Below are 17,361 nucleotides of genomic sequence, written 5' to 3'. Positions count from 1 at the left end.
GCTCTTTAGGGTGTGTATCTATGTCTATGTAATCTCTAGAGTGGTAGGAAAGTAGAGGGGGAAAATTATGACAAAGCTGCAACGCATTAAAAAAGTATTGGTAGCTAATCGTGGAGAAATTGCAATTCGTGTATTTAGAGCTTGTGCAGAGCTTGGTTTAAGTACAGTTGCAATTTATTCAAAAGAAGATAGCCGTTCTTATCATCGATATAAAGCGGATGAATCTTATTTAGTAGGGGAAGGCAAGAAGCCGATTGATGCTTACTTGGATATTGAAGGGATTATTGAAATTGCTAAAAATAACAATGTAGATGCTATTCATCCTGGTTATGGCTTCTTATCAGAAAATATTCAATTTGCAAAACGCTGTGAAGAAGAGGGAATCATTTTTATTGGACCGAAAAGTAAACATCTAGATATGTTTGGAGATAAAGTAAAAGCAAGAACACAGGCGCAATTAGCAAATATTCCAGTCATTCCTGGTAGCGATGGACCTGTGGATTCATTAGAAGATGTTGAAGAATTTGCGACAAAATATGGATACCCAATTATTATTAAAGCTTCCCTTGGTGGTGGCGGTAGAGGTATGCGTATTGTTCGCAATCATAATGAGCTGGAAGAATCATATAATCGAGCAAAATCAGAAGCGAAAGCAGCTTTTGGTAACGATGAAGTATATGTTGAAAAATTTGTTGAAAAACCTAAGCATATAGAAGTGCAAATATTAGCAGATGAAGAAGGGAATGTCGTTCATTTATATGAACGAGATTGCTCTGTACAACGTCGTCATCAAAAAGTGGTTGAAATTGCACCAAGTGTATCACTTTCGGATGACCTGCGCCATCGTATTTGTCAGGCGGCAGTGAAGTTGACGAAAAATGTGAATTATTTAAATGCTGGTACAGTGGAATTTCTTGTGAAAGGTGATGATTTTTATTTCATCGAAGTAAATCCACGTGTACAAGTAGAACATACGATTACAGAGATGATTACAGGGATTGATATCGTACAATCACAAATCTTAATCGCAGATGGCCACACTTTACATAGCGAGATTGTGAGCATACCAAAACAAGAAGATATCATCATTCATGGTTATGCCATCCAATCACGTGTAACAACAGAAGATCCGCTCAATAACTTTATGCCTGATACAGGAAAAATTATGGCATACCGTTCGGGTGGAGGATTCGGTGTTCGTCTTGACACAGGTAATAGCTTTCAAGGGGCAGTTATTACGCCGTACTATGATTCTTTACTTGTAAAAGTGACAACTTGGGCACTTACATTTGAACAAGCTGCCGCAAAAATGGAGCGTAACTTAAAAGAATTCCGTATTCGTGGTATTAAAACAAATATTCCATTCTTAGAGAATGTAGTGAAGCATAAAAATTTCTTATCAGGAGAATATGACACATCATTTATAGATGCATCACCTGAATTATTTGTATTCCCGAAACGAAAAGACCGTGGTACAAAGATGTTAAGTTATATCGGGACAGTAACGGTAAATGGTTTCCCAGGAGTAGGGAAAAAAGAAAAGCCGATTTTCCCAGATGCACGTATACCAAATGTAAAACATTATGAACCAATCCAAATAGGCACAAAACAAATTTTAGATAAGCATGGTGCAGATGGCCTTGTAAAATGGGTACAAGATCAAAAACGTGTACTGTTAACGGATACAACATTCCGTGATGCCCACCAATCTCTATTAGCAACGCGTGTGCGTACAAAAGATTTAATACAAATTGCTGAGCCGACGGCGAGAATGTTACCAAATTTATTCTCTACAGAGATGTGGGGAGGAGCTACATTTGATGTGGCATACCGTTTCTTGAAAGAAGACCCATGGGAACGATTACTGCAACTTCGTGAAAGTATGCCGAATGTATTATTCCAAATGTTACTTCGTTCAGCAAATGCAGTGGGCTACAAAAACTATCCAGATAATCTCATTCAAAAGTTTGTAGAATGTTCTGCGCAAGCTGGCATTGATGTTTTCCGCATATTTGATAGTTTAAACTGGGTTGAAGGCATGAGAGTTGCTATTCATGCTGTACGAGATAGCGGTAAGATTGCGGAAGCAACAATGTGTTATACAGGGGATATTCATGACCCAATGCGCAGTAAATACGACTTGCAATACTATAAAAACTTAGCAAAAGAACTAGAAGCATCTGGTGCCCATATTTTAGGTATTAAAGATATGGCTGGATTATTAAAACCAAATGCGGCTTATGATCTCATTTCAGCCTTAAAAGATACGGTATCAATTCCAATTCACCTTCATACGCATGATACGAGTGGAAATGGTATCTTAACGTATACGAAGGCAATTGAAGCTGGCGTTGATATTGTCGATGTAGCAGTAAGCTCTATGGCAGGCTTAACGTCACAACCAAGTGCAAATACGTTATATTACGCATTAGGGGGGAATGAAAGACAGCCAGATGTCAATATTCAATCGTTAGAAAAACTTTCTCATTACTGGGAAGATATACGAAAATATTATGCGCCGTTTGAAAGTGGTATGAATGCTCCACATACTGAAATATATATGCATGAAATGCCAGGCGGTCAGTATAGTAACTTGCAACAACAAGCGAAAGCAGTTGGATTAGGAGATCGTTTCGATGAAGTAAAAGCGATGTATCGCCGTGTGAATGATATGTTCGGGGATATTGTAAAAGTAACACCATCATCAAAAGTTGTTGGGGATATGGCATTGTTTATGGTACAAAACCATTTGACCGAACAAGACATTTTTGAACGTGGCCATGCTTTAGATTTCCCAAGCTCAGTTGTTGAGATGTTCTCTGGTGATCTTGGACAGCCATATGGTGGTTTTCCAAAAGAATTACAAAAAATTATCTTAAAAGGAAAAGAGCCATTAACTGTAAGACCAGGTGAATTATTAGAACCAGTGGACTTTGATGCTTTAAAAGAAGAATTATTCCATAAGCTAGGACGCGAAGTAACAATTTTTGATGTTGTTGCATATGCGTTATATCCAAAAGTATTTATGGATTATGAGAAGGTTGCAGGACTTTATGGAGATGTATCTGTGCTTGATACTCCAACATTCTTCCATGGTATGAGACTTGGGGAAGAAATCGGTGTTGAAATTGAACGTGGTAAAACATTGATGGTGAAATTAGTTTCAATTGGAGAACCACAACCAGATGGAACGCGTGTACTTTACTTTGAATTTAATGGGCAACCTCGTGAAATTGTTGTGAAGGATGAAAGTATTAAGGCGACAGTTGCACAACGCGTGAAAGGAAATCGTGAGAACCCAAATCACATTAGCGCAACAATGCCAGGGACAGTTATTAAAGTTGTTGTGAATGAAGGCGATGAAGTGAAAAAAGGTGATTCTATGGCAATTACAGAAGCAATGAAAATGGAAACAACTGTTCAAGCGCCGTTCAATGGAAAAGTGAAGAAAGTGTACGTGAAAGATGGAGATGCAATTCAAACAGGAGATTTATTAATTGAATTGGAACAATAATGAAAAAAGCAACTATAAGTCAGTTGATTTTTTCTAACATGGATTCGTCGTTGTAAATAATAAACATAAAGAAAACGAGCTGCTTGATCGCAGCTCGTTTTCTTTATGAAAAGAATCGTTTGTTTTCTGTTGAGGACGGTTGGTTTGCATTTACCTTACTTCGAGTTCCTAACATGACTAAATAACATAATACAGCAAAGAGACATGAAATAAAGAGAGAGTGCAGTAATGCCATTGTGAGACTAGCGTTTGTATATACGACTAAAATTCCTACGATTGCTTGAAGTGTAACAAGGATGAATGAAGTAATCCATCCAAGGTATACGACTCGTTCCTGTTTATAATGACGAATAGCGAGAATCATTGCGTATACGATCCAAGCAAATAGTAAGATTGCAGCAATACGATGTCCCATTTGCACCCATTCATGTAATTGAGTAGGCCATGGTCGATTTTTACTACAAAGCGGAAATTCTGGACATGCTAAGCTTGCACGCTCATGACGTACAAGAGCCCCTGTATAGACAACAATATAGCTGTAAATTGTTACACCATAAATATGGAATTTCATCTTTTTATCCATAATAAGAGAACGTGCATCAAATTTTTTATCGATTTCAAAAATGAGACACGCTAATAAAATAACAGAAGCAAACGAAATTAAGGAAATACCAAAATGAATAGCGAGTACAGCAGGGACTTGTCCCCAAACAACAGCTGCTGCGCCCATTAATGCTTGTGCAACTAAAAACACAAAAGATAAAATAGCAAGCGGTTTTGTTTCGCGCACATGTTTATAATATTTCCAAGATAAAATACAAAGGAGTGTAACAAGAATTCCTGCCGATCCAGATGTTAAACGGTGGCTTAGCTCAATAATTGTTTCCATTGATAGATTAGATGGAACAAGTTCACCGTTACAAAGTGGCCATGACTTACCGCATCCTTGACCAGAATCAGTTTTTGTAACTAATGCTCCCCCTAGTAGAACACCTAATAGGTCTAGGCTTGTAATGACTGCTAACCATTTAATAAAGCGTTGCAATCTTTTTCACCATCTTTCTGTTATGAAGTTATTGTGAAATATTTTCATTCCGATTGCGTTTGGAGAGTCAAACGCATTACAGTCCTAATAATATATAAAAACTAATAAAATAGCAAAGAAATGAAGAGATAGAATAAAACGCGTTCAAAAAGAAAAAACGGATTAAAAAATACATATTTTAGTGAAAAATACTTTTATTATGAAAAGAAATGGGGAGAATGCATGCTAAATATGACAAAATAGTTTATTATAGAGGATAATATCATGTTATGATAGGGATGAACCGGAAAAAGTTTTTAAATATTCGACACAAAAAGTTCATGTTTTCTTCACAAAATGTTTGGGAAATATGATTTAATATATGGGAGTATGAGCGTAGAGTAGCAGTGGAATGAGTTAACAATATTTCTATTGTAATAATATAGCTATATAGAAGCGTACTGCTTTAGAGAGTCTAAGCACAGAAGAAGGACGAATGTTTTAAGAGGGGGTTGAAATGATGAACCATGCAACAAGTGAGCTGCATGATGAGTCAGCTGTAACAGATGTACCGGAGACAACGCGTGTCCAAGATTTATTAGCGCTCGTTAAAATGGGGATTGTCAATTCAAATACATTAACTGTATTTACTGGATTTTGGTTAGCGCTACATTTTAATGGGTTGAATGCTTTAGAGCATTTAGATAAAATGTTCTTTACAATCGTAGGTTCCGCACTCATTATGGCAGGGGCATGTAGCTTAAATAACTATATTGATCGCGATATTGATCACTTAATGGAGCGGACAAAAAATCGTCCGACGGTGACAGGAAAATATAAACCTGGATTTGTATTAACGTTAGGTGTTACTTTATTACTTCTTGGATTTGTATTTTTGTTATTGACAACAGCGATGGCAGCATTTATAGGTTTTATTGGTGCTTTCACATATGTCGTTTTATATTCTTTATGGACAAAAAGAGCATATACGCTAAATACAGTGGTAGGTAGCGTATCTGGAGCGGTTCCGCCTTTAATTGGTTGGGCGGCAATTCATCCTAGCTTAGATTATCCAATCGCTTGGATGTTATTCTTAATTATGTTTATTTGGCAAATCCCACATTTCCTCGCTTTAGCGATGAAGCGTGTTGATGAATATCGAAATGCAGGAATTCCAATGCTTCCGGTTGTTCATGGATTTGATATTACAAAACGCCAAATTATGATTTGGACAGTATGTTTATTACCATTACCATTTTATATGAGTGGGCTTGGCATAACATTTATGGTAATTGCAACATTGCTTAACATCGGATGGATTGTTTTGGGATTCTATGGATTCCGTAAGAAAGATGACATCAAATGGTCCGTTCAAATGTTTGTCTACTCCTTGAATTATTTAACAATCTTATTTGTGTCAATGATTGTAGTTACATTCTTCTAAGACAACGACACGAGTGGATTTCTTTACGTTGAGATTTACTTTACTTATTATAAAGTATAATCTAATTCACAAAGAAAGTGGGGGTTGTTTGTATGAAGAAACAGTGGCGACTGTTTTCGTTCGTTTCACTGATGGCTTTACTGTTAGGGGGATGCGGTAAAGCCTTTCAATCTACTTTAATTCCACAAGGTGAAGTAGCGAAAATGCAATATGATTTACTGTTGTTAGCAAGTGCAATTATGGTAGGTGTAGTATTGGTAGTTACTATTATTTTCTTGTATGTAATTGTGCGTTTCCGACAAAGGAAAGGGCAGGAGGATTACATTCCACAGCAAGTTGAAGGAAATCACAAACTAGAGATTATATGGACAGTTATTCCAATTATACTTTTATTGATATTAGCTGTTCCAACGGTTACATATACATTCAAACTTGCTGATGTAAGTGCAATGGAGAAAAAGAATATCGATAAAGACACAATCGTTGTTGATGTAACAGCGAATCTTTATTGGTGGGAATTTTCTTATAAATCAGAAAAGATAGTGACTTCTCAAGATTTAGTTATCCCCACAGGTAAGAAGGTTTATTTAAATTTGAAAGGTGCCGACATTAAGCATTCGTTCTGGGTTCCATCATTAGCTGGAAAAATGGATACGAATACAGATAATGTAAATAAAATGTGGTTAAAAGCAGATAAAGCGGGCACTTATAATGGATTTTGTACAGAATTTTGTGGTCCATCACATTCATTAATGCAATTTAAAGTAAAAGCTGTTAATGAAAGCGAGTACAAAAATTGGATTGCTGATATGAAGAAAATTGATGGCAAAAAAGAAGTAGCTTCTACAAAAGAGCAAGAAGGGAAAGAAATATTTGATAAAAGCTGTATTGGTTGCCATGCAGTTGGATCAAATGATAGTAGACCACCTTCTGCACGTATCGCACCAAACCTAGCAAACTTCGCTGATCGCGATATGGTTGCCGGCATTGCCGAAAACAATGATGAAAATGTGAAGAAATGGCTGAAAGATCCTGAAAATATGAAGCCAGGAAATAAAATGACTGGCAAATATGGAAATTTAACGGATGCCCAAGTTGATGCATTAAATGCATATTTGAAGACGTTAAAAGTTGAGAAATAATAGGGATTATGATTTGCGAAGGGGAGGTTGAAGACGTGAGTTCTGTAGCAAAAAAACAGGGGATGGGTGCTGTTATATGGGATTATTTAACGACAGTAGACCATAAAAAAATTGCCATTCTCTATTTAATTGCAGGTGGATTATTTTTTATCATCGGCGGAATAGAAGCACTATTTATCCGTCTACAATTAGCAATTCCAAACAATGATTTTCTTGTTGGAGATGCTTACAATCAAGTATTAACGATGCACGGTACAACAATGATTTTCCTCGCAGCTATGCCGCTTGTGTTTGCATTTATGAATGCTGCTGTGCCACTTCAAATTGGGGCGCGTGATGTAGCATTTCCATTTTTAAACTCACTTGGATTTTGGTTATTTTTCTTTGGAGGCGTATTTTTAAACTTAAGTTGGTTTTTAGGAGGAGCTCCTGATGCAGGGTGGACATCGTATGCATCGTTATCTTTAGCTTCTGAAGGACATGGTATTGATTTTTATGTATTGGGATTGCAAATATCAGGTCTCGGTACGCTAATTGGTGGTATTAATTTTCTTGTTACGATCATTAATATGCGTGCACCAGGAATGACATATATGCGAATGCCGATGTTTACATGGACAACATTTGTCACATCTTCACTTATTTTATTCGCTTTTCCACCATTAACAGTTGGATTAGGGTTACTTATGTTAGATCGTTTATTTGGTACAAGTTTTTTCAACCCAGCTTTGGGAGGGAATACGATTATATGGGAGCATTTATTCTGGATCTTTGGGCATCCAGAAGTGTACATTCTTATACTTCCAGCTTTCGGAATATTCTCAGAAATCTTTGCGACATTTGCCAAAAAACGATTATTCGGCTATTCATCGATGGTATTTGCAACAGTATTAATTGGATTTTTAGGATTTATGGTATGGGCACACCATATGTTTACAGTTGGTCTCGGTCCTGTTGCGAATGCGATCTTTTCTGTTGCAACGATGGCAATTGCAGTACCGACGGGAATTAAAATCTTTAACTGGCTCTTTACAATGTGGGGAGGAAGTATTCGTTTTACAACACCGATGATGTGGGCTGTTGGTTTTATTCCATCATTTGTAATGGGCGGTGTAACAGGGGTTATGCTTGCTTCTGCACCAGCTGATTATCAGTTCCATGATAACTATTTCGTTGTAGCGCATTTTCACTACGTAATCGTTGGAGGCGTTGTGTTTGGTTTATTGGCAGGAGCGCATTATTATTGGCCTCTTATGTTTAACAAAGTATTGAATGAAACATTGGGGAAAATTACATTTTGGTTATTCTTTATCGGTTTCCATTTAACGTTCTTTATTCAACACTTCCTTGGATTAATTGGGATGCCGCGCCGCTATTACACGTATTTACCAGGTCAAGGATTAGAAATGGGGAACTTAATTAGTTCGGTTGGTTCTGCGTTTATGGGACTTGGAACAATCGTTCTTTTATATAACATCGTGAAAACGACAGTGTCCAAAGAACAAGCAGGGCGTGATCCATGGGATGGTCGCACGCTGGAATGGACGATGCCTGCTCCTACGCCAGAATATAACTTTAAGCAATTACCGTTCGTCCGCGGATTAGATCCTTTTTGGATTGAGAAACGTGATGGGAATAAAGAGATGACACCAGCAGAGCCTATCGGTGACATCCATATGCCAAACGCTTCATTTTCACCATTTGTCATATCGCTTGGCTTATTTATAGCAGCATTTGGCGCGATGTATATGCAAGGTGGAAAAGATAAGTTTTGGCTCTTCGTAGCCATTATTGGGCTTATCATTACATTCGGTACAATGTTCTTCCGATCTATAATTGATGATCACGGTTATCATATTCATAAAGAAGACTTGGATGATAAGGGGGGCACGGCATAATGCATGTAGAGGAAAAATTAACGAATGAAACATTTCCAGCAGAGCCTGAAAAAGCAACCCTCGAAGGAAAAAATAAGTTTGTCGGATTTTGGCTGTTCCTTGGAGGCGAAACAGTATTGTTCGCTTCCTTGTTTGGAACATATTTAGCATTAAAAAATTCAACAAACGGTGGTCCTTCTTCGCAAGAAATGTTTCAAATGCCACTTGTGTTTATTATGACAATGCTTCTATTAACAAGTAGTTTAACGAGTGTATATGCAATGTATCATATGAAGAACTTTCATTTTAAACAAATGCAGCTTTGGTTACTTGTTACGGTGCTGTTAGGTTTAGGGTTTCTAGGGTTTGAAATTTATGAGTTTTATCATTATGCGCACGAATTTAAGCATACTATGAGAAGCAGTGCATTTGGTTCAGCTTTTTATGCGTTAGTTGGCACACATGGATTACACGTATTGTTTGGACTATGCTGGATTTTAACTTTGATTTTTCGCAATGCGAAACGTGGTTTGAATTTATATAATGCTCCAAAGTTTTATGTTGCATCTATTTATTGGCACTTTATTGATGTAGTTTGGGTGTTTATTTTCACTGTAGTATATTTGATGGGAATGGTGGGATAAACAATGGCGACAAAGCAAACGAATAATTCAAAGGTAGATCTCGTTTATCGTAGAAGAAAAAGTGCAGAGGAAATGAAACATCAAGTTATTACATTTGGACTAATGATTTTTTTGACAATTGTAGCATTTGTAGCAGTGGCGTATCCAAAGACATTTAGTCCCATTTTCTCTGTCCCGTTTATTTTATTATTAGCGGTCGTTCAAGTCATATTTCAATTGTATTATTTTATGCACATGAGTCATAAAGGACATGAAGCAGCTTCGTTCTTTCTATACTCTGGATTGTTAATCGGACTATTAACGGTTTTGGCCTTCATGACAATTGTGTGGATATAAGAAGACATGAGGGGAGGGCCTTTGGATTACTATGGCCCTCCTTTTTTATGAAGCGACTACATTTTTGAAAGGTGGGTGTAAATCATGAGTAACTTGTGGATATTTGGTTTTCAAGCATTATGGAGTCCGATTTTTTTCATATTTATGATTTCGATTCTCATCTGTTATTTTTTCATCATTGGACCGTATAGAACAAGATTTGAACATGCAGAAAAGGTTAGTAAAAAACAGATATTTTATTTTACGTCAGGAATCATTCTTCTATATATTGTAAAGGGAGGACCGATTGATTTAATAGGACATATTATTTTCAGTGCTCATATGCTCGAAATGGCAGTGATGTATATCGCGGTACCTCCATTATTGTTATTAGGAATACCAGTTTGGTTATATAGCTATATTACATCTTTTAGAGCGATTCAAGTTATTTTAAAGTTATTTGCGAAACCATTGATTGCTTTATTTGTATTTAATGGCTTGTTTTCTTTTTATCATTTGCCACTTGTATTTGATGCGGTAAAGCAAAGTCAAGTAGCGCACCCCATTGTTTTAGCTATATTGTTTTTTACATCGGTAATGATGTGGTGGCCGATGTTAAATCCATTGCCAGAGCAACAGTCATTAAGTGATATAAAAAAGTTAGGATATATGTTTGCTAACGGTATTTTATTAACGCCAGCTTGTGCATTAATTATTTTTGCAAGCGAGCCATTATTTGCGACCTATACAGATTCAAGCGCTTGGATGAAAGCGATGGAACTTTGTGTACCAGCAGGGACATTGACCGATTTAAATATTACAGGTCCAGAGTTTTTGCATTGGATGCCCGTTGTACAAGATCAGCAAACCGGTGGTATCATTATGAAAATTGTTCAGGAAATCGTGTATGGTACAATGATTGGATATGTATTTTTTAAATGGGCTCGTAAAGAACGGGAAAAAGATGAAGAACAATTACAAGCAGTTCCGCCATATTTGCAAACAAAATAAACAGAATAGGGAAAGTTTTCGGGAGAACAAATAAAACAGGCGCATATCTGTATCGATGCGCCTGTTTTATTTAAGTTGCCTATAAAAGTCTAATTCGTGAGGAATGAAGAATGATGAAAGTGTCACCTTATTCAATCATTTGAAATTCTTTTAGTTCTTTTTCAATATTTTGAAGAAGTTGTTCACTTTTTTGAATAACATTTGTAGGGAAAGTTTCATCTGTACCATACTCAACACCGTGTGGATAATAATGTTTTCCTAACAGTGGTGCAAGCAATTTAATCTGTGCGTATCGCCCTCCAATATCTCCTTCGACTGCGACACCTTGTACTCTTAAGTAATATACATCTTTTAATATCTCGAATTTATAATCATATGTAACCCTCTCATAATCCCATTGGCCTGCTAGCACGAAATGGTGATTTTTCATAATTTCTGTAAGAAGTGTAAAGTCAATTACTGTTCCAATGAGTTTTGAATTTGCGAATTGCATGGAATCCCTCCTTATAAAATAGTAGACGTCAATTTTATAATAGTATGAAAAATTAGAAAACGCAATTCGTATTGGGAGAAAAGAGAGAATCACAACTTTTTTCATCAAAATATGGTATAGTGAAAGAAAAGAGTACGGTACACATAAAAGGGAAAGACTAGTAAGGAATTTGTGTATATCTCAACTTTATGTTTGCCCAGGAGGTATATCGTTTGAAGAAATTATTGCGTATCGTAATGATTACGATTTTTATTTTAGCTATTGATTTGTACGGGAAATTACTCGTTTCACAATATATATTAAGCCCTTCTCATTATAAGCAAGAACAAAAACTCGTAAAGAAAAAGAAGCCGGTAACTGAGGGAGAGGCACAAACGATTGCTGACTTTTTAGGGAGAGATGCTGAAAATTTACTAGCCAAGTGGGGGGAGCCATCTCGGATTGAGCCTTCTGCATATGGATATGAATGGTGGGTATATAATCAAGATTTATCACAATATGTTCAATTTGGAATTGCTGAGCATAAAATTGTAACAGCTTATGCAGCTGGAGATCAAGTTGATGTGACACCATTTCGTATGAATGAAAAATATGAAGAAGCATATAAAAAGAAGCCATTTTCTCATGAGATTTCTTTGAAAAAGGGAAAGAATAGTTATCAATTTGAATTGTCTGATACTGAAATAATGGAACAACCACTTATTTCAATTGAAGAGGATAGTTGGGCACAGTTGTATTTTGATCACTTTACGCATGAGCTTGTTGGAATTCGTTATATGGATGATGATACATTACTACGTCAAAGACCGTATCAACTTGTATATTCCGGTGAATTAATGCCAGAACAACCGATGTCTCCAGAGAAAATGTCACAAGTAGAACATGGAAATATGCAGCAAATTTTAGATTTAACAAATATTATTCGAGAACGTCATCAGTTACCTTTATTAACATGGGATCAACAAACTGCAGATGTTGCATTTGGACATAGTAAAGATATGAAGGAAAATAATTATTTTTCACATGATTCACCGAAATATGGCACATTAGGAGATCGATTACAGCGAGGACAAGTGGCTTTCCAATTAGCTGGTGAAAATATAGCAGCTCAACATAGTGATGGGATTGCTGCACTGCAAGGCTGGTTGAATAGTGAGGGTCACCGAAAAAACTTGCTAAATGAGCAGTTTACTGGACTTGGTGTCGGTGTATATGACAAGTTTTATACGCAAAATTTTATAAGGAAATAAAAAGGTGCATGAATCGTTTAAAAATAGGCGAACCATGCGCCTTTTTTTTCTTACAATATAGTAGATATATATGAAGAGGTGAGGATTATGCCAACGACAAAAAGAGCGTTACATCCTTCTGTTCAACAATTTAAAGAGTTTGTTAATCATCATCCTAAAATGGTTCATGAAGTTCGCAGTGGCCAAAAAACATGGCAACAATTTTATGAAGAATGGTATTTACTTGGGGAAAAAGATGAAATATGGAAACAGTATCAAGCGGATGGTGAACAAGTATCTTCTCCAGCACAAGAAAGTAAAGAGGAAAGAACTTCAGATTTAATGGAGCAAATGCTTTCTTTTTTCAAAAAATTAAATGTAGAAGAGATGCAGCAACATTTAACAAATGTAACGAGTGCAATCGGAAGTGTCCAACAAGTGATTCAACAATTTAAAGAGAATCGTACACAACCAGAGCAAAGAAATTCTGAAAATAATCCGTTTTTCTTTCGAAAAGATTAGGGGGAAAAGAGGATGAGAGCGGAACTGATGGAATTTATAAAAGCGAATGAAGATTTAGAACGCTATATTCGAGAAGAGCCATATTGGTATCGTAAACTGTCGCGTAATCCAGATGAAAAGGAAGCTTTTGAACTCGCTGCTTTACAACATTTCAAAAAAACTATACCGGATAAAGTAGAAAAATTTCAAAATCAATTAGCGGTGGCGTCCATTATGATTGATATGTTTCAATACATGGCTCAGCAAAATGCAACGTAATGGGAAGGAAAAACTATGTCCGTCATGTAAAACTTTTGTTACAATAGAAACGTATTATTGAAAAAAAGGAGTTACAGCATGACGGAAATTTGTTTCGTACGACATGGACAAACTGATTGGAACTTTCAAGAGATTATTCAAGGGCGTGAAGATATTCCGCTAAATGAAGTTGGGAAAAAGCAAGCGAGTCAAAGTGCTGCTGCTTTACAATTAGAAACATGGGATGTAATTATTAGTAGTCCTTTGATTCGGGCTCAGGAAACAGCACAAGCAATTGGTGAAGTGGTAGGAATACATTCAATTATTTTGGATGAACGCTTTGTTGAACGGAATTTTGGAGAAGCTTCTGGGAAGCCAGTTGCGACAGTGAGAGAGCAGATTGCAATCGGAAACGTAGAAGGTATGGAATCGGATGAAGAGATTGTAAATCGCTGTTTTACAGCGCTACAAGATGTTGCAAAAAAGCATGCAGGAAAGCGCATCATCATTGTGGCACATTCACATGCAATTAAAGCAATTTTGCACGCGATTTTGCCAGAAGAAATTACATTTAAAACACCTTTGAAAAACGCTTGTATGAATTATGTAAAAGAAGATCAAGGAAAATGGGAAGTTTTAAAATATAACATTGCAGAGCACATTTGCGTATAAGGATGAGAATGGGTAGTTCTATTGCTACTATGTTATCCCGCATTAACGGGCAGTAAGACTCCCTCCTCAAGATTCAGAAAGAAGCAAGGAAGATAGGTGGGAGTAGGGCTGCCCGTAACAGCCCGATTGGTGAGGGTTCATAATCAGTGGGGGATGAAGAAAACCCCCACTGATTAAAGTTTCACTTTATATGTAAGTGAGACGGCCAGATTAGTAGTTCTGCTTTAAAATATGTTATGATAGATACTTGGAGGTGTCTCTCATGATTGTAGCGACGCTAGAAAGCGTATTAATTTTAGATAAGGCAGAACAACTAGCACAGGCAGTTGTTTATTCAGATATAGCAGAGAACTATCGCAAATGTTTCAAGGACTTACAGGAAGATTCGGAAGCGCAGGAGCTCATTCGTCAGTTCGCGGCGATGAAAGAGCGCTATGAGGAAGTTAGAAGATTTGGTAAGTATCATCCGGATTATGCTTTTGTTTCGACAAAGATGCGAGAATTAAAGCGATCTGTAGATTTGCATGATAAGATTGCTGCTTTTAAAAAAGCGGAAAGTAATTTACAAAAATTATTAGATGAAGTGAGCGTGGCAATTGGCTCGGAAGTTTCATCTGCGATTAAAGTTCCTACCGGGAATCCGTTTTTTGATGCAGGTGGTTGTGGAGGCGGTTGTGGCTCCGGAGGTAGTTGTGGCTGTAAAAAAACGGGGTAATATACCCCGTTTTTGAAATGTGGAAGAAGAATAGGACCGAAGCTATGGCGTGCTATAATGTCGAAAATTTCTGATTTATGTTAGTAGAATATATGAAGAGTATGATGAAGGAGAAGATTATGTTTGGACAACGACAGAGTTTGATTGTTTATTTACATTCATTAAAACATGCCAAAATTTTACGTAAATATGGTAATATTCATTACATATCAAAACGATTAAAATATGCAGTTGTATATTGTGATATGGATCAATTAGAACATATGATGCATAAGTTAAATAAACTTCCGTTTGTTAAGAGGATTGAACAATCGTATCGTCCGTTTCTAAAAACGGAATTTGAAAATTCACGTCCAGATCGTGCGAAAGAATATGATTATAGTTAAGTAAAATCCCCCCTAGCCGATTTGGGTAGGGGGGTTTTTCGCGTGGAGGAAGGCCCCCTACTGATGAAAGTTTTACTTTATTTCATTGGGGGAATAAAGTGATTCATTCGCAAAATGCCAATTAGATGATTAAAGTACAACTCTTTTTCTGGGAAAGTTGTAGATGGTTTCACAGTAAAGGGAATTACTTTTTTGCCGATTTGTTCAGCAGTTTCTTCAAATAAAATCATTCGCTTACTTTTTTTATGATCAAGTATAGGGATGCCTTCACGACATATGTATAGTGGCTGGAAATCGCCTACAGTTGTTGGTTTTAGGATGACAACAAGTGAACATACTTTTTTATGATTTTTAACGGTTTCGAATTGTAACATATGCGTTACACGTTCTTTGTTTGCTTTGGCAATTTCAAGTAATTCATATAAGTCAGAGTAGCCTTCTCCTAGTTCAATAAAACGTTGAATCATATCAGTTTCCTCCTCTTTCTTTTACTGTATCATTTCATTTTTTAAATGAAAAGAAGGCAAAGAAAAAAACCCTGCAAAGCAGGGCCCTTCTTATACTAGTATGTACTAGTAAGAAGGCAAAGGGAGAGGAGAAACCGGAGGAAGAACTTATGGGGAAACGTAAGTCTTCTCCGCGGTTGGCAACAACATCGAAGGTGATGTTGTTATCTTTATTTATGTCCAATCTAATTGAAGATATACATAATGAATTTAAAATTTATCGTAGGCTTTTTATTTTTCTTTTATTTTATGATAGGATAAAAAAGGTAAAGTGAACTCGCTGCGTTAATCATAAATAGATAAAGTGTACAGGTTCATTCATTTTCCATTATATTCTTGAAGTGATTGTTAGCTGAATATACACATAAAATATTGCTGAAAATAAATATTTTTCTTTTCATAAGTAACGGATTCAGTTATTCTGTAATGGTAAAATGATTAGAAAATATTGAGGTTTGATAGCGGTTACGAATAATCGCTCCATAGTTTATAGATTGAAATAAAGGTAGTGACAACAAATGAGAGTAGTTTCTGGTAAATGTAAGGGACATCCGCTTAAAGCTGTACCTGGTAGTACAACACGTCCAACAACAGATAAAGTAAAAGAATCTATCTTCAATATAATAGGTCCATACTTTGAGGGAGGGAGTGCCCTTGACTTATTTGGCGGAAGCGGAGGTCTTGGGATTGAAGCGCTTAGCCGAGGGATGGACAAAGTAATCTTTGTTGATCGAGATCATAAAGCAGTGAAGATAATTCATCAAAATTTGGAAAGTTGTAGAGTACATAATCAAGCTGAAGTATATAGAAATGATGCGGAAAGAGCTGTGAAAGCGCTAATTAAACGTGAGGTTTCATTCGATCTAATCCTATTAGATCCGCCATATAAAGATCAAAAAATAGTCTCTCTCATTAGCATTATAGATCAACATGGATTGCTGAATGAAGATGGTTTAATTATGGCAGAGCATGGGAATGAAGTGATCTTACCTGAAACAATAGGAGAGCTTGTAAAGGTAAGAGTAGAAAAGTACGGTATTACAGCCATTTCGATTTATAAGTATGAAGGTGGGGGGACCGAATGACAAGCATAGCAATTTCTTCAGGGAGTTTTGATCCAATAACTCTTGGACATTTGGACATCATTAAAAGGGGAGCAAAGGTGTTCGACGAAGTATATGTTGTCGTCTTAAATAATTCAGCAAAGAAGCCATTTTTTTCGGTGGAAGAGCGTTTAGAGTTAATCCGAGAGGCAACAAAGGAGATTCCAAATGTGAAAGTAGATTCACATAGTGGGTTGTTGGTTGAATATGCGAAAATGCGCAATGCAAATGCCATTTTGCGAGGTTTACGAGCTGTTTCTGATTTCGAGTATGAGATGCAAATTACTTCGATGAATCGAAAGTTAGATGAGAATATTGAAACGTTTTTTATTATGACAAATAATCAATATTCATTTCTAAGTTCAAGTATTGTGAAGGAGGTAGCTCGTTACGGAGGGAACGTATCAGGACTTGTTCCATCTTGTGTTGAACGTGCTTTAAAAGAAAAGTTTCAAACCCCGTTAAAATAAAACGGGGTTTTTCTTTACTGATTTTGTTATAGGGAGCAGTGAGATTTTCTCGTAACT

Annotated in this window: 18 protein-coding genes; 15 read left to right on the top strand and 3 right to left on the bottom strand. The window is 36.5% G+C overall.

Translation table 11 applies throughout. The features are described from left to right. The first annotated feature begins 67 nt into the window (after positions 1-67). The gene (gene pyc / locus MR058_RS08380; protein WP_242143537.1) at positions 68-3,514 is read left to right on the top strand and encodes a pyruvate carboxylase; all 3,447 of its coding nucleotides are present in this window, start codon (positions 68-70) and stop codon (positions 3,512-3,514) included. Positions 3,515-3,617: 103 nt separating this feature from the next. Here pyc and MR058_RS08375 read toward each other — a convergent pair whose 3' ends face one another. Continuing rightward, on the bottom strand, positions 3,618-4,559 hold the full coding sequence (locus MR058_RS08375) for a COX15/CtaA family protein (protein ID WP_242143536.1): 942 nt from the start codon (positions 4,557-4,559) through the stop codon (positions 3,618-3,620). A gap of 499 nt (positions 4,560-5,058) precedes the next feature. On the opposite strand from MR058_RS08375, the gene cyoE reads away from it, so the two are divergent. From cyoE to ctaG, 6 genes are all read left to right on the top strand, one after another. Next, a complete protein-coding gene (gene cyoE, locus MR058_RS08370; protein WP_242143535.1) occupies positions 5,059-5,982 on the top strand; it encodes a heme o synthase in 924 nt (307 codons plus the stop codon). 92 nt (positions 5,983-6,074) lie between these two features. After that, positions 6,075-7,124, top strand: coding sequence for a cytochrome c oxidase subunit II (gene coxB, locus MR058_RS08365; RefSeq protein ID WP_242143534.1), 1,050 nt, complete (start codon positions 6,075-6,077; stop codon positions 7,122-7,124). Between the two features lie 62 nt (positions 7,125-7,186). After that, entirely contained in the window at positions 7,187-9,022 is a 1,836-nt protein-coding gene (gene ctaD, locus MR058_RS08360) for a cytochrome c oxidase subunit I (RefSeq protein WP_242143784.1), read from the top strand. Next, complete coding sequence (ctaE, locus tag MR058_RS08355; protein ID WP_048721906.1) at positions 9,022-9,645, top strand: cytochrome c oxidase subunit III; 624 nt, start codon at positions 9,022-9,024, stop codon at positions 9,643-9,645. Before ctaD ends, ctaE begins: the two co-directional genes overlap by 1 nt. Positions 9,646-9,648: 3 nt before the next feature. Beyond that, positions 9,649-9,981 (top strand): cytochrome c oxidase subunit IVB, encoded by a 333-nt coding sequence (gene ctaF / locus MR058_RS08350; protein WP_242143533.1) that lies wholly within the window; start codon positions 9,649-9,651, stop codon positions 9,979-9,981. A gap of 84 nt (positions 9,982-10,065) precedes the next feature. After that, positions 10,066-10,971 carry a cytochrome c oxidase assembly factor CtaG gene (ctaG, locus tag MR058_RS08345; RefSeq protein WP_242143532.1) on the top strand — a complete coding sequence of 302 codons (906 nt, stop codon included), beginning with the start codon at positions 10,066-10,068 and terminating at the stop codon, positions 10,969-10,971. A 127-nt stretch (positions 10,972-11,098) separates the two neighbouring features. Here ctaG and MR058_RS08340 read toward each other — a convergent pair whose 3' ends face one another. After that, positions 11,099-11,464: a YugN family protein gene (locus tag MR058_RS08340; RefSeq protein ID WP_242143531.1), complete on the bottom strand. Its 366-nt coding sequence runs from the start codon at positions 11,462-11,464 to the stop codon at positions 11,099-11,101. 212 nt (positions 11,465-11,676) lie between these two features. Between MR058_RS08340 and MR058_RS08335 the strand changes: the two genes are divergently transcribed. The 6 genes from MR058_RS08335 to MR058_RS08310 all read left to right on the top strand — a co-directional run bounded on the left by MR058_RS08335 (position 11,677) and on the right by MR058_RS08310 (position 15,225). Further along, positions 11,677-12,714: a CAP domain-containing protein gene (locus MR058_RS08335; protein ID WP_242143530.1), complete on the top strand. Its 1,038-nt coding sequence runs from the start codon at positions 11,677-11,679 to the stop codon at positions 12,712-12,714. A gap of 87 nt (positions 12,715-12,801) precedes the next feature. Continuing rightward, complete coding sequence (locus tag MR058_RS08330; protein WP_242143529.1) at positions 12,802-13,215, top strand: YlbD family protein; 414 nt, start codon at positions 12,802-12,804, stop codon at positions 13,213-13,215. 12 nt (positions 13,216-13,227) lie between these two features. Continuing rightward, on the top strand, positions 13,228-13,473 hold the full coding sequence (locus tag MR058_RS08325) for a YlbE-like family protein (protein WP_242143528.1): 246 nt from the start codon (positions 13,228-13,230) through the stop codon (positions 13,471-13,473). Between the two features lie 78 nt (positions 13,474-13,551). Continuing rightward, entirely contained in the window at positions 13,552-14,124 is a 573-nt protein-coding gene (locus MR058_RS08320) for a histidine phosphatase family protein (RefSeq protein ID WP_242143527.1), read from the top strand. 262 nt (positions 14,125-14,386) lie between these two features. Further along, positions 14,387-14,839, top strand: coding sequence for a YlbF/YmcA family competence regulator (locus tag MR058_RS08315; RefSeq protein ID WP_242143526.1), 453 nt, complete (start codon positions 14,387-14,389; stop codon positions 14,837-14,839). A gap of 119 nt (positions 14,840-14,958) precedes the next feature. Next, positions 14,959-15,225: a YlbG family protein gene (locus tag MR058_RS08310; protein ID WP_012095083.1), complete on the top strand. Its 267-nt coding sequence runs from the start codon at positions 14,959-14,961 to the stop codon at positions 15,223-15,225. 77 nt (positions 15,226-15,302) lie between these two features. Here the strand turns inward: MR058_RS08310 and MR058_RS08305 are convergent, their stop codons facing one another. Beyond that, on the bottom strand, positions 15,303-15,692 hold the full coding sequence (locus MR058_RS08305; RefSeq protein ID WP_242143525.1) for a DUF7147 family protein: 390 nt from the start codon (positions 15,690-15,692) through the stop codon (positions 15,303-15,305). A 557-nt stretch (positions 15,693-16,249) separates the two neighbouring features. On the opposite strand from MR058_RS08305, the gene rsmD reads away from it, so the two are divergent. Continuing rightward, positions 16,250-16,816 (top strand): 16S rRNA (guanine(966)-N(2))-methyltransferase RsmD, encoded by a 567-nt coding sequence (gene rsmD / locus MR058_RS08300; RefSeq protein ID WP_242143524.1) that lies wholly within the window; start codon positions 16,250-16,252, stop codon positions 16,814-16,816. Next, complete coding sequence (coaD, locus tag MR058_RS08295; RefSeq protein ID WP_242143523.1) at positions 16,813-17,304, top strand: pantetheine-phosphate adenylyltransferase; 492 nt, start codon at positions 16,813-16,815, stop codon at positions 17,302-17,304. Before rsmD ends, coaD begins: the two co-directional genes overlap by 4 nt. Positions 17,305-17,361: the final 57 nt, after the last annotated feature.

Source organism: Bacillus cereus group sp. BfR-BA-01430 (assembly GCF_022663115.1).
GTDB lineage: Bacteria > Bacillota > Bacilli > Bacillales > Bacillaceae_G > Bacillus_A > Bacillus_A cereus_BD.
The sequence above is the reverse complement of the archived record's forward strand: the minus strand, read 5'-3'. Positions and strand labels throughout refer to the sequence as shown.